Genomic DNA, 13140 nt, shown 5'->3' with positions numbered 1-13140 from the left:
CATCCCTGCCGTCAATGAACCGCAGGCAGTTCCTCCTGGCTGGCGCCACGACACTGCTGCTGTCGGCCTGCCAAGCCGCACCCGCAGCCGCGCCCGTGCCCCCGGTCGCCGTTCCCCCGGCTGCTGCTGCACGATATGCGATCGGAGAGCTCCTCGGAACGACACCGTTCTACATAGCTCACCGTGGCTCCGGAGACAACTGGGTTGAGCACAGCTTCGATTCGTACAGCCGCTCGATCGATAGTGGGGCCAAAGCGATCGAAGTCTCGGTCAGCGCCACCTCAGACGGCGTGTTCGTGTGCCATCACGATCTGACGACCAAGCGGATGACGGGTGTCGACCTCCCGATCGCGGAAGTCACCTGGGAGGAACTGTCGCAACTCCGCAGCGACGCGAGAGCCTGGCTCGGCCCCGCGGCAGAACAGGAACCGCTGCCGTTGCTCGCGGACGTATTGGATGCCTTCGCCACAACGCACGTGATCTTCCTCGAAGACAAGCAAGGCACCAACACGAAAGCCCTGCTCAAGGTCATGGACAGCTACTCGCACTCCACGGAGCATTTCGTGTGGAAACAATGGGCAGGTGCAACGCAATACGCACTGGTCGACGGGCACGGTTACACAACCTGGGGATATTTCACTCCGGAACTTTTCGAGCGTGCAGATGAACTTGCGCCGCGTTTCGATTTGCTCGGGGTATCACACAGGGCGACGGATGCGCAGGTGGCCAAGTTGGTGGGCTTCGGCAAACCGGTTATCGCATGGGAGGTGCACTATCGCTCGATGCGTGACCGGATGAGCGACCTGGGCGTGGCCGGGATGATGTGCTCCAATCTGCCCTACGTGACCGGGACGACCGCTGGGAGTCAAGGTGACTCCTTCGAAACCGGGCTGCGGGCCGCCGGCGACCTGCCCTGGACCATTGACGAGGGCACCCAGGTGCAGCCCCTGATCGATGCGGGCGCCGCATCCGTGGCACTGCGCCACCGGGACGTGCAGAGCTACCTGATGGGCTCAATGTGCCCGGTGGGTCCCGGCTCGTATCGGATCACGTGTGAGCTCCGTTGGCCGGAATCGCTTCCGAGGGCGGAGCAGCACGCCGGGATCGCTTTCGGGGCCGCAGACGACCGGCCCTACCGAGTCAGGGCGGCTAGCGATGTGTCCGCGTACCACATGATTCTCCGGGCGAATGGCTCCCTTGAATTGTTCAGCCGGGTCGCGGGGACGACCGATGGCACGCAGTTGAAAGCCATGCTGACCGCCCCACCCCGGGCTTCGGAATGGGTGCGTCTCCAGATCGAAGTCCTCGCAAACAGTATTCGCATCCTGCGACTTGACGGTGCGGGCTGGTCGATGGAAATAGATGATGCGAGCTACCGGGGAGGCTATTTCTGGCTGTGCAAGAACTACCAGGACGGACCGCCGGTCGAATTCAGGTCAATCCTTGTCAGTTGACGTCCATTCGTTCTGGGCTTTCCATTTCCGCTTTACTTCGGTTCGTATGCATCCGTTGCCCCGGTCAGAAAAGGACTTGCCAACCGATCTTTCTCAACACCGCTGTCACATGCTCCCTGCTCCAGAATTCGCCGAAACCGGCTGATTGCAGAATCTGAGGAAAGGAAGCCGGCCGAGAACCGCCGCCCGGCCGCCCCGTACGCGGCCGAAGACTCCGCATCGCTACCGAGCATCTCCGCCGCGTCCACCAGGTCGCCAGGGACCGCGGCGTTAATTCTGACTCCGCCGCCGGCCAACGCAAGCTCATCGGCAGTGACGCTGGATTCATCAGTTGCCGCGATGACGGGTAACCCCGTGTTGAAATACGTCGTGAGTTTGCTCGGTACGCACATTTCCGTCAAGCCAGGCCGCTCATTGACGAGCAGGATGTCCGCGGCTGAGAGGGTCGCCTGGAACGTTCCTTCGGGTAGGGGATCGATGAAGTCGAGACGGCGGTTTCCGCCCATGGCTTCGAGTTGGTGCCGTTTGTTTCCGTCGCCGAGGAGAACGAATCTCACTCTCGATCCCCGCTTCTCTGCGATCTCTGAAGCGTGGACAACATTCTCGAGGGCCTGTTTGGCACCCATGTTCCCCGCGTGGAGGACGACGATATCGTCCGATTTCCAGCCGCGTGAGGTGCGCACTTCTTCCCGACGGTGGTCGCTCGAGTAGTCGGTATGGCACCAATTGCGAACGACCTCAACGGAGTTGACGTCGATGGCCAGCTCCTCAACCAGATAGCGTTTGAACCGCTCGTGGATCACGACGACCGTGTTCGCACTGCGAAGGATGGACCGCTCGATTCGGCGGAGCAGCCAGGTGGCCAGGTGGCCCCCTGTTCCACTCTCGGACACTCCGAGGCTGTAGATGTCCTGCACCCAAATGCAGGTGTTGGTGTGGACCAGGCGCGCACGCAGCATCGCCGCGCCCACGGAGAACAAGGCCGGCGTGACCAGCACGGCGACGTCGGGCTTGTCCCATTTGCTGAACATTGCCCGAATCCCGAAGCCGAGTTCCATGCCCAATCGGTTCCACAGACGCGGTCGCGACGGCACACCATGCGGGACCCTGGTGACGTTGACACCTCTAATTCTTTCGTGCTCATGTTCACGCCCGTCTGCGCGATTGTGGCCGCCGTAGCCGTCGTAGATACGCCATTGCGGGTAATGGGGATTGCCGGTGATCACAGCTACCGGGTGACCGGTCGCGGCCAGTGCCTCCGAGAGCCCAGCGGTGTAGACGGCGATGCCGGTCGGCTCGGGGGAATAGTTCAGTCCGATGATGGTGATCCTCATCTGCCCGCTCACCGCCCGCGAAAATTTGCTTGATGGGAAACAAACCAGGCGTAAGCGTCTTCAAGGCCGTCCTCGAGATCGATCGTCGGTTTCCAGCCCAGCGCCTGGATGCGGGTAACGTCCATCAACTTTCGCGGGGTGCCGTCGGGCTTGCTGTTGTCGAAAGTCAGACGGCCGGTGAAGCGGGTGACTTTCGCGATCGCCAACGCCAGGTCGCTGATGCTGCATTCCGAGCCGGTCCCGACGTTGACGTGCGACAGCATCGGCGAAGTGCTGGCCTGGTACACCTCCCGGTTTAGTTCCATGATGTGCACGCTGGCCGCCGCCATATCGTCTACATGAAGGAATTCCCGTCGCGGGTTGCCGCTGCCCCAAATGACCACCTCATCCTCCCCGCTTTCTCGTGCGTCGTGGAAACGCCTGAGCAAACCGGGGATGACATGGCTGAAGGATGCGTGATAGTTGTCTCCAGGACCATAGAGATTCGTGGGCATCACGCTTCGGTAGTCCCGCCCGTACTGGCGATTGAAGCTCTCGCACAGTTTGATTCCGGCGATCTTGGCGATGGCATACGGTTCGTTGGTGGCTTCGAGCGCGCCGGTCAGGAGGGCGTCTTCGGCCATCGGCTGATGGGCGGACTTGGGATAAATGCAGGACGAGCCGAGAAAAAGAAGCTTCGAAACGCCGAAGTCGTGTGAGGTCTTGACGATGTTGGCCTCGATCAGGAGGTTGTCGTAGATGAAATCTGCCGGTGAGGAGTTGTTGGCTTCAATGCCGCCGACTTTCGCGGCGGCGAGATAGACCTCATCGATGCGATTGCTCTCGAAGAAGCCTTGAACTGCTCGCTGGTCAACAAGGTCGAGTTCCGAATGACTGGCAGTCACGATGTGGACGTAACCCAACGACATGAGTCGGCGCACGATCGCCGAACCCACCATTCCGTTGTGTCCCGCGACATAGACAGCAGCACCGGTGTTGCGGTTCACCAGCTTTCCAGGGACACGAGGGAGGGAAAACCGTGACTTTTCAGGAGGGCGGTCTTCTGCGCGATCATCAGGTCGGAAGCGACCATTTCCGCGCACATGTCTCGCACGCTGATCTCCGGCAGCCAGCCCAGCTTGAGGCGCGCGCGTGTCGAGTCGCCGAGCAGGGTGTCGACTTCGGCTGGTCTGAAGTAACGGGGATCGACTCGTACGATGACATCACCGGGGTGAACGGCAGGCGACAGGTCGCCGACGACGCTGTCGACAATGCCGATCTCGTTAAGTCCCCCACCCTCGAATCTCAGGGTGATGCCGAGCTCGCTCGCCGACCATTCGACGAATTCGCGCACAGAATATTGCACTCCCGTTGCAATCACGAAGTCCTCCGGTGAATCCTGCTGGAGCATCATCCATTGCAGCCGAACGTAGTCGCGTGCGTGGCCCCAGTCGCGAAGAGAGTTCAGATTTCCGAGGAACAGGCAGGGCTCGAGACCTTGGGTGATGTTGGCGATGGCCCGAGTGATTTTCCTCGTCACGAACGTTTCACCGCGGCGTGGGGATTCGTGATTGAAAAGAATCCCGTTGCAGGCGTACATCCCGTAGGACTCTCGGTAATTCACGGTCATCCAGTAGGCGTACAGCTTGGCGACCGCATACGGAGAACGGGGATAAAAGGGTGTGATCTCGCTCTGAGGTGACTCCCTGACCAGTCCGAACAGTTCAGATGTCGAGGCCTGGTAGAACCTGACCCTGTCCGTCATCCCCAGCAATCTCACCGCCTCTAGTAGTCGCAGGGTGCCCAGAGCGTCGATGTCAGCGGTATATTCGGGCATTTCGAAGCTCACTGCAACATGGGATTGTGCACCCAGGTTGTAGATCTCATCCGGCTGCACCTCGTGAATAATGCGAGTGAGGTTTGAGGAGTCGGAGAGGTCCCCGAAATGTAGGAAGAAGCGCGCGTTGTGCTCGTGCGGGTCCTGATAAATGTGATCGATTCGCTGTGTGTTGAGCTGCGACGAGCGGCGCTTGAGTCCGTGCACCTCATAGCCCATGGACAGAAGAAACTCGGCCAGATAGGAGCCGTCCTGGCCAGTTACCCCGGTGATGAGTGCCCGTTTCGGAACCATGGTCGTCCTATCGCTCGCTGTTGCTGAAGTCATGAACCGGTTGGTTGCTCGGCGCGTTGGAGGACAGGGCCGTCAGTGCAAGGCGAAGGGCCGTGCTCGAGGTCGAAAGAGTATACGGAAAGTAGACGATTTCTACGCCCACCTCGGCGAACTGATGCTCAAGACGGCGCCCCTTCTCGGTGCCCTTCCAATCGTCGCCTTTGAAATAGACGTCAAAGCGAAGTGAGCGCCAGGTGGCTATTTTGTCTTCGGTGATTTCAGCTACCGCTTCATCGACAAAGGCGATATGACGAACGATCTCAAGCCTCTCGGCCAACGGCACAACGGGTAGTGAACCCTTGGTCACCAGGAGCATCTCGTCTGAGAGCACGCCGGAGATCAAATAGTCGCACTGGTTCTTCGCGTGTTTGAGAATGTTGAGGTGGCCGATGTGAAAGAGGTCGAAAGCCCCGCCAGCGTAGCCGACTGTTCTTGTCACGGTGATTCCTCCGTTGATCGGTTTTTCTCGTTCGCCATCAGTACGCACCCACCGGGCGCATGACGGTTTTGAAAGTGCGCCAGATGATGATCAGGTCACCAGCCAGCGACCAGTTCTCCACGTAATAGAGGTCGAGCCGCACGCTGTCCTCCCAGCTCAGATTCGATCGGCCGTTGACCTGCCACATCCCCGTCAGGCCCGGCTTGATATAGAGACGCCGGTGCACGTGAGTTTCGTAGGCTTCAACCTCCACCGGAAGTGGTGGGCGCGGGCCCACGAGGCTCATGTTCCCGACCAGGATGTTCCAGAGCTGAGGAAGTTCGTCCAGCGAGTACTTGCGGAGCACACGTCCTACCCGAGTGATGCGCGGATCATTGCGAATCTTGAACAGCGCCCCGGATGCCTCGTTCTGGTCGAGCAGGCCTGCGAGGTCGTCCTCTGCCGTCTGCACCATGGAACGGAATTTGACCATGAGGAAGGTGCGTTCGTTGCGCCCGCACCGCTCCTGGTGAAAGAGGACGGGACCAGGAGAGTCGAGCTTCACCGCAATCGCGATAGCCACCAGGAGCGGCCAGAAGACAAGAAGTGCGATCCCGGACACGCCGATGTCCAGGAATCGTTTGAGTACGTGCTTTGTGCCCTCGAACTGCGGGATCTCAACGTGGATCAGGGGCAAGCCCTCGACCGGCCGGAAATGGATACGAGGACCGGCGACATCCGTGAGTTGATTGGACAGCACCAGGTCTGCGGATGTCCCCTCCAGCTGCCAGCCGAGGGTGCGGATGTACTCGCTCCCCCAGCTAGGCTGGCCCGCGACGATCACCGTATCGACGGCAAGATCGGCGGCCGCGACGGCGACGTGTGCCGGATCGGAAACCACCGGAATCGTTCGGCTTTCGATTTTCACCGGGGACTCCGAGCCGTTCGCGAGTGCCACCCCCACCACGTAGTAGGTGGCGCCGGCATTCTCGATCTGGCCGACCACGTACTCGACATCGGCGCGATTGCCCACCACGATGACTCGCGCTAGGTAGTGGCCGAAGAGCCTCTGACGCAGTAACCACCGGCGCCACAGCCAACGTTCCAGGACGAGGCCGAACATGCCAAGGGGGAGTGCGAGCACGAAGAAGCCGCGCGCGACGTCGACCTGGAATGCCAGGAAGCCGATGGCGAGGAGGCCAAAGGAGATCGCGCTCGCGTTGATCACCTGTTTGTACTCGGTGGCCCCGATACCAATGACGTGGGAGTCCCTGGTGTGGAAGACCCCCAGGGTCGCGATCCAGCTGAGCGCGATGAGCAGGGCGACCAGCCAGTAGTCGGCCCGATATCCGCCGACGGATGCTTGGGCATCCTCACCGCCGAACCTGACGATCAGGGCTGTCGCGACCGCGGTCGTGACGATGCCCACGTCGCTCATCAAAAGTTTCGCCCGAAACTGTCTGGCCCAGACCAGACCGGACGACTTCGCGTCGACGCTGACTGGGTTCTTGAGCGCCGGTTCCGGCACCAGGGCCAGCTTCGGCTGGGCGTTGGGGAGGCGCCCCGCAAAGGGCAGGCGCGGTCGAGGGTCCGTCAACGTCTGCTCACCCCGCCAGTAAAGAAGCGCGGCAGGGCACGGGGAAGTGCTCGGGGCTCGGCCTGGGTGGGGCCGGTGAAAATGGGTCGACAAGTAAGTCGACACGTCGCGGACGTGATCACGTAAATCCTCTGCATTTCGGGTGTACAGAGCTGGATGGGATTCACCCGGGGGAGCCTGTCTAGGGAACGAGACAACCCGAACAATCCAACAAATGATAAATATTCACCTGCTTGAGAGCTGACCATACCCCCGATTGCCCAAGTCGGCTCGGACCCCGAAGGGGGGGGGTGCTCCTATATTTTTATCAAGCGGCGAGTTGGTGTTCAGTTTCGCAGCATGGCGAATAGAACATCACATCACATCCCTGTCGGGTGAGGGTGATGAGGGCGTGGTTATGACGTTTGTCTTGGGCGATTTTGAGGTCGTAGTAGGTCCGTGAGGCGGGGTCTCGCAGGGCGGTGAAGGCGGACAGGAAAAAGCACGTTTGAAGATCTTGTTTCCTCGTCGGGAGGGATGTTCGCCGCGGATCGAGGAGTCGGAGGGTCGGGTCACGGGTGCGAGGCCGGCGTCGAAGGCGAAGTGGCCGGCGGTTTCGAAGTACTTGCCGGCGACCTTGGTGAGGAGCCGGGCTGTGGTCCTGATCCCGACTCCGGGCATGCTCGTCAGGACGGAGGACAGAGGGTGGTCGTTTATCAACTTCTCGACCAAGACTGCGATATCTGACCGCTGCCGACGCAGGGCGGCGAGCTGTTCGGCCAAGCGCGGGAGGAGGGTCGCGGCGGCATGGGTGCCGACGACTACGACGGTTTATTCGCCCAGTGCGTGGGTGGTTTCTTCCGCCAGGCGGCGGCCCATCCATGGGGCCGGCTTCTGCAGCCGAGTGGCCATCCGGGTGGTGCCGGCTACTTTCATCGCCGCCGGTGGCGGATAATGCTGGAGCAGGTGTAACACCGTCGGGTGGTCCAAGTGCGGAGCCGCGACCCGCTCCAACGCTGGGTCAATCTGGGTGAGTAGCCCGCGGATCCGGTTGCTGGCCGCGGTCACTTGACCGAGGATGTCATCGTCAAAACTGCACAGCATCGGCAGTTCCGCGACCGATTCATCGGCCAGCTGGATTGACCGCAACGCGTGTGGCACCGTGCGGGAGGCTTGAGCGGTGATCGCGGCGTCGCGAGCGTCGGTCTTCGCCTCACCCCCGTGGAGGTCGGCGATGCCGAGCACCGTGCCGGACTGTTTCAGCTTTGCCAGCACCGCCCGCATCTTGCCTTCGTCGTTCGGTAATGCTTCGTCGAAGAGGACCTTGCAGCCCCGGTTTAGGGCGACGGTGTGGTGCTCGCCTTTGCCAACATCCACACCGACGAACACGTCGACGCGGTCATAGTTTTCGATCATGACTGCTCGATGAGTCGTATTCGTGGTCTGGTCTACGGCGTCAAGTCTCGGCATCCACGATTTGAACGACCTCGGCTTTACTCCTAATCGAGCCCCTATCAGCGATCACCCGTCGCCAATCGAGTCCGGTGACGACACCCCCTGGATCATCAACGACTGGGGGCAATAATCATGCTGGACCCGACAGACCATTACCAATCCAGTCCACACTTTTCGGGCCTACGAAGAAAGTAACGGGGCGGGCGGAGCTCACGCTTCTCGGTGCGCTGGAGCATCATGTGCACGGCGGACGGGTGGCCGGGCCCGCAAGAGGGGCCGCACCACGGGAATCGCCGTGGGCGGCGGCGGGGCCGCCAGCGCCACCGGGCCGTTCTACTGCCCGCCGGATGCGACCATCTACATCGACACCGCGTTCTTCGGCGACCTGCGCACCCGCTTTGGCTCGTCGGGCGGCCCGCTCGCCGAAATGTACATCGTGGCGCACGAATGGGGCCACCACATCCAGAATCTCGATGGAACCCTCGCGGCCTCCCACGATGGACAGACCGGGGCCGGCTCCAACGCGGTGCGCGTCGAACTTCAGGCCGATTGTTTCGCCGGCGCCTGGGCCGGGGCCGCCTCCGGCACCCGCGAGACCGGCGGAGTGCCCTTGCTGATGCCCATCACCCCGGCACAGATTCAAGATGCTCTCAGTGCGGCATCCGCGATCGGCGACGACCGCATCCAGGAGTCCATGCAGGGCCAGGTCAACCCGGAGGCCTGTACCCACGGCTCCAGCGAACAGCGCCAGCGGTGGTTCCAGACAGGCTTCGACGAAGGCGCCGGTAGCTGCGACACGTTCGCGCCGGCCGACGCGGTGCTGTAGGGCGGGCGAGTCAGTTGCGCGTGAGCATGCCGTCGTGTTCGATGTAATCTTCGCCGGTGACCGGACACACGAAGCGGTTGTCTCCCTCGGCCCGCAGGGGCAGGCCGCTGCGCCCGACCCAGCCGGTGCGCCGAGCCGGCACGCCGACCACCAGGGCGTAGTCGGGGACATTCTCGGTGACGACCGCACCGGCTGCCACCATGGCCCACCGTCCGATCGTGAGCGGGGCGATGCAGACCGCGTGGGCGCCGATCGACGCGCCGGTACGCACGGTCACCCCCACGAGGTCGCGGTCGTCGGTGGCCCTGAGCGTTCCGTCGGGATTCACGGCCCGAGGATGCGTGTCATTGGTGAAGACCGCCGCGGCGCCCACGAAAACCCCGTCCTCCAATAGGGAAGGCTCGTAGATGACCGCGTAGTCCTGGATCGTACAGTGCCGCCCAACCACGACGCCGGGTCCGATATAGGCGCCGCGGGCGAGAACGCACTCGGGGCCCAACCGCGCGTATTCGCGCACCTGCACCAGCGGGCGGATCGTGCAACCGGGGCCGATGATGGCGCTTGGATCGATCTCGGCCGACGCCGCGACTCCCATCACGGTCCCTCGGGCGGCAGGGAAAGGGTCGGGTGCTCCGCGAGGGGGCGGAGGAATCGACGATAAAGAAGCGTATTCACGGTGATTCCCTGCAGTTCGGGTTACAGGTCGGAGAAGTGCTGCCGCGGTGGTTGCCGCGTGCGCCGCTGCCGGGAATCCTCGCACGATATCTGCGAACAATCTGACGTTTTCTCAGCGTGTCACAGCACGGAATGTACCCCCGTTCGGACGCAAGCTACTAGGACCTCTTGGGGGGGGGGGGCTTGGTTCGGGAGATGAACGCGCTGCGAGCCGGAGTCTTGCCCGGGCGGCCTACGGATACCGGGCTGCGAGGCAAAAAAAGAAGGCCACCCCAGTAGAAGCCTGGGAATGACCTTCAGTGGCCCCGACCGGCGTCGATCCGGTGACCTTTCGATTTTCAGTCGAACGCTCTACCAACTGAGCTACAGGGCCAGAAGTGGCTCCGAGAAGCCGCTCCAAGGAAAAAAACCCTCTCTTTCGAAAGGGCTTGTTGCCTGTGCGACCCTGACCGGACTTGAACCGGCGACCTCCGCCGTGACAGGGCGGCGCGCTAACCAACTGCGCTACAGGGCCTCGTATGAAGAGCTAACGAGAGTCGAACTTTGTCTAGCTGTTTTCGTACTTCCTTATTCTTGCACATCCCAGACCTGCAGGATGCGTAGCCCCAACGGGATTCGAACCCGTGTTAACGCCGTGAAAGGGCGCCGTCCTAGGCCGCTAAACGATGGGGCCGAGACGCCATAAACCTCATGGCTTCCGACGCATAAGCATACGGTCTACCGCCCGGGAATCTCAAATCGAGAGCAGAAAGTGTTCCTCCCGGGGGTGTCGCAGGCATTGAGCCCGTGAATTTCCCAGGTTTCGCTTGACGGGCCGCTAGATTCAAGGGGGGTGTTTTTGCCCTGTTGTTGTTACTCTGAGCCGTTCTCAAGCAGTAGCAGATGTGTGTAACGAGCCCGATCGGGGAGTAATGAAGCGCACGACAGTTCCCTTCAGCCGGGAAGCACGAGCGAGAAAGGCGGGTGACGGATCCGCGGGCAGCAGGCGCAGTCGCCGCCACCGTGTCAGTCTGGCGACCGGTCTCGTTGCTGCGCTCTCCCTCTTTGTCTCCCTCATCGGTCCGGTCGGCCCGGCCCGGGCCATCGACTATCCAACGTGGCAGGACGTGCAGAACGCCAAGTCCAACACGGCCGCCGCCTCGGCGCAGGTCAGCCAGATCCAGGGTCTGATCGCCGACCTGCAGACCCAGGTGGCGCAGACCCAAGCCGAATCCGAGGCCCGCGGAGCGGAACTGCAGGCAGCGCAAGAGAAGTTCGACGAGGCCAGCCGGCGCGCCGCCGACCTCGAGGCGCAGTCCGCCGCGAGCTCCGCGGTGGCGGCGACCGCGACTCGCCAGGCCGGTCAACTTGCCGCCCAGCTCTACCGCACCGGCGGCACCGACCTGAGCGTGAACCTCTTTCTCGACGGCGAGGGGCGCGGCGAAGACGCCGATGCGCTCCTGTCCAAGCTCGGCAGCATGAGTAAGCTCGTCGAACGCAGCAGCAGCGTCTACGAGCAGGCGCAGACCGCCACCAACGTGGCCGAGTCTCTGGGTGACCAGGCCAAGGTCGCCCAAGCCGAGCGCGAGAAGCTCCGCATCGCGGCCGAGGAAGCGCTCGTCGCCGCGCAGGCCGCCGCGCAGGCGGCCGCCAATGCCCTGGCCGAGTCGGAGGCGAAGAGAGTCGAACTCGACGCCCAGCTGGCGTTCATGCAGGATGCGCAGGCCACCACGTCGGCCGGCTACGAGGCCGGCGTGGTCGAGCGGGCGCGACTGGCCGCCATCGAAGCGGAACGGGTGCGCGTCGAGCGCGCTGCGGCCAGCGCGCGGGCGGCCGCAGCGGCCGCAGCTGCAGCGGCCGCGAGGCCGAGCAACGGGGGAGGCTCGTCCGGCAGCTCCGGCGGCTCAGTCGGCGGCGGTGGCTGGGCGGTTCCATCCGGCGGGCGCATCACGGACGGCTACGGCCCGCGTGCGCAGATCTGCGGCAACGAGGGCTGCAGCAAGGGCTTCCACAGCGGCACGGACCTCGGCGCCGGCTGCGGCTCGGGAATCTACGCGGCCAGCAGCGGCACCGTCGTCTACGCCGGTCTCTACGGAACCTACGGCAACTTCGTTTTGATCCAGCACGCCAACGGCATCTCCACCGGGTATGCCCACATCCGCTCGGGCGGCATCTTCGTCTCCAACGGCGAGAGCGTCTCCGCGGGGGAGAACATCGCCAGCGTTGGGGAGACCGGTGCGGCCAGCGGCTGCCACCTCCACTTCGAGGTGCGCACCAACGGCAGCCAGATCAACCCGGTTCCGTTCATGTCGGACCGGGGCGCGTCCCTTGGCTAGGGACACCGACCGACGGGGGTGGCGCAAGAAGCCCTCCCGTCTGGTCGCGGCGGTCGCCCTCGGAGCTGTCTCGGCATCCGTGGGCGTCGCGGCGCCGGCGGCGTTCGCCGTGCCCGGCTACCCCAGCTGGGACGACGTGGCTAAGGCCAAGCTCAGCGAGGCCACCAAGCAGGCCGAGATCGAATCGATCACCGAGATGCTCCAGGGCCTGCAGATCTCGGCGGCGGCGGCCACCAAAGCCTCGCTAATCGCGGCGGAGGCCTACCGGGTCGCGCTGGACGACCTCGAAGCGGCCACGGCCCGTGAAGCGAGCCTGGCGAAGCAGGCCCAGACGGCGGAGGCCCGTGCCGCGACCTCGAAGCTGCGGGCTGGCCTGATCGCAGCCCACCTGGCGAAGACCGGCGCCCAGGATCTGTCGCTGAGCCTGTTTCTCAACGGCGACAACTCCGATGAGTTGCTTGGACGGCTCGGCACCGCGAGCAAGCTGAGTGAGCAGTCGGACACGATCTACCGCGAAGCACTGCAGGATAAGAACACCTCCGAGTCGCTCGGGGAGCAGGCGGCATCCGCTGCCGAGGAACGCACCCGGCTCAGCGCGGAATCGCTGGCCAGCTACGAGGCGGCGAATGTGGCCGCGCAGGCCGCCGAGACGGCCTACGAGACCGAGCAGCGGCGCTCCACCGAGCTGTTCGCGCAGCTGGCCCTGTTGAAGGACACCACGGCCGAGGCCGAACGCGCCTACCGAGCCGGTCAAGATGCCGAGGCGGCGACGGCGGCCCTCGCCCGGGCGCAGGCGGCGGCCGCCCAAAAGACCGCAGCCGACGCCCAGAAGGCCGCGGGCGGCAAGAGCACGCCCCGGCAGCTGGCGGCCCAGCCCGCGCCCCAGCCCGCAGCACAGCAGCCCGCGTCACGGCCGGTCACCCCGGCCCAGGCGGCCC

Annotated in this window: 10 protein-coding genes, 3 tRNA genes and 1 pseudogene; 4 read left to right on the top strand and 10 right to left on the bottom strand. The window is 63.4% G+C overall.

Features of this window, described 5'->3' with window-relative positions; genetic code table 11:
• The first annotated feature begins 14 nt into the window (after positions 1–14).
• The gene (locus CXY81_RS04515; RefSeq protein ID WP_104194119.1) at positions 15–1454 is read left to right on the top strand and encodes a glycerophosphodiester phosphodiesterase family protein; all 1440 of its coding nucleotides are present in this window, start codon (positions 15–17) and stop codon (positions 1452–1454) included.
• A gap of 32 nt (positions 1455–1486) precedes the next feature.
• On the opposite strand, the gene CXY81_RS04510 is transcribed toward CXY81_RS04515, so the two are convergent.
• The 6 genes and pseudogenes from CXY81_RS04510 to CXY81_RS04485 all read right to left on the bottom strand — a co-directional run bounded on the left by CXY81_RS04510 (position 1487) and on the right by CXY81_RS04485 (position 8347).
• Complete coding sequence (locus CXY81_RS04510) at positions 1487–2788, bottom strand: glycosyltransferase family 4 protein (RefSeq protein WP_104194118.1); 1302 nt, start codon at positions 2786–2788, stop codon at positions 1487–1489.
• A gap of 8 nt (positions 2789–2796) precedes the next feature.
• The gene (locus CXY81_RS04505) at positions 2797–3774 is read right to left on the bottom strand and encodes a GDP-L-fucose synthase (protein WP_104194117.1); all 978 of its coding nucleotides are present in this window, start codon (positions 3772–3774) and stop codon (positions 2797–2799) included.
• The gene (gene gmd, locus CXY81_RS04500) at positions 3771–4898 is read right to left on the bottom strand and encodes a GDP-mannose 4,6-dehydratase (protein WP_104194116.1); all 1128 of its coding nucleotides are present in this window, start codon (positions 4896–4898) and stop codon (positions 3771–3773) included. The genes CXY81_RS04505 and gmd overlap by 4 nt, the downstream gene beginning before the upstream one ends.
• Before the next feature lie 7 nt (positions 4899–4905).
• Entirely contained in the window at positions 4906–5376 is a 471-nt protein-coding gene (locus tag CXY81_RS04495) for an adenylyltransferase/cytidyltransferase family protein (RefSeq protein ID WP_104194115.1), read from the bottom strand.
• A gap of 37 nt (positions 5377–5413) precedes the next feature.
• Positions 5414–6952: a sugar transferase gene (locus CXY81_RS04490; RefSeq protein WP_233193983.1), complete on the bottom strand. Its 1539-nt coding sequence runs from the start codon at positions 6950–6952 to the stop codon at positions 5414–5416.
• 307 nt (positions 6953–7259) lie between these two features.
• Positions 7260–8347, bottom strand: a pseudogene (locus CXY81_RS04485) (transposase).
• A 334-nt stretch (positions 8348–8681) separates the two neighbouring features.
• Between CXY81_RS04485 and CXY81_RS04480 the strand changes: the two are divergent.
• Positions 8682–9212, top strand: a complete 531-nt coding sequence (locus CXY81_RS04480; RefSeq protein WP_369828340.1) for a neutral zinc metallopeptidase — start codon at positions 8682–8684, stop codon at positions 9210–9212.
• 10 nt (positions 9213–9222) lie between these two features.
• Here CXY81_RS04480 and CXY81_RS04475 read toward each other — a convergent pair whose 3' ends face one another.
• From CXY81_RS04475 to CXY81_RS04460, 4 genes are all read right to left on the bottom strand, one after another.
• A complete protein-coding gene (locus CXY81_RS04475; protein WP_104170507.1) occupies positions 9223–9807 on the bottom strand; it encodes an acyltransferase in 585 nt (194 codons plus the stop codon).
• Between the two features lie 380 nt (positions 9808–10187).
• Positions 10188–10260: transfer RNA gene (locus CXY81_RS04470), tRNA-Phe, on the bottom strand.
• A 67-nt stretch (positions 10261–10327) separates the two neighbouring features.
• Positions 10328–10401, bottom strand: a tRNA-Asp gene (locus CXY81_RS04465).
• Positions 10402–10487: 86 nt separating this feature from the next.
• Positions 10488–10560 (bottom strand) — tRNA-Glu (locus CXY81_RS04460).
• Positions 10561–10798: 238 nt separating this feature from the next.
• Here CXY81_RS04460 and CXY81_RS04455 point away from each other — a divergent pair.
• Both CXY81_RS04455 and CXY81_RS04450 read left to right on the top strand, forming a co-directional pair.
• Positions 10799–12202, top strand: a complete 1404-nt coding sequence (locus CXY81_RS04455; protein WP_104194113.1) for a M23 family metallopeptidase — start codon at positions 10799–10801, stop codon at positions 12200–12202.
• Positions 12195–13140, top strand: a 946-nt coding sequence (locus tag CXY81_RS04450) for an NlpC/P60 family protein (protein ID WP_146067614.1), incomplete at its 3' end; no start/stop codon positions are given. The genes CXY81_RS04455 and CXY81_RS04450, both read left to right, overlap by 8 nt.

The organism is Cryobacterium sp. M25 (assembly GCF_002929635.1).
Classification (GTDB): domain Bacteria; phylum Actinomycetota; class Actinomycetes; order Actinomycetales; family Microbacteriaceae; genus Cryobacterium; species Cryobacterium sandaracinum.
This window is presented reverse-complemented; position numbering and strand designations above follow the sequence as displayed.

Excerpts from the sequence above, each read along its gene's own strand:
- CXY81_RS04515 (WP_104194119.1), top strand. The coding sequence starts at position 15 with ATGAACCGCAGGCAGTTCCTCCTGGCTGGCGCCACGACACTGCTGCTG.
- CXY81_RS04510 (WP_104194118.1), bottom strand. The coding sequence starts at position 2,788 with ATGAGGATCACCATCATCGGACTGAACTATTCCCCCGAGCCGACCGGC.
- gmd (WP_104194116.1), bottom strand. The coding sequence starts at position 4,898 with ATGGTTCCGAAACGGGCACTCATCACCGGGGTAACTGGCCAGGACGGC.
- CXY81_RS04475 (WP_104170507.1), bottom strand. The coding sequence starts at position 9,807 with ATGGGAGTCGCGGCGTCGGCCGAGATCGATCCAAGCGCCATCATCGGC.
- CXY81_RS04455 (WP_104194113.1), top strand. The coding sequence starts at position 10,799 with ATGAAGCGCACGACAGTTCCCTTCAGCCGGGAAGCACGAGCGAGAAAG.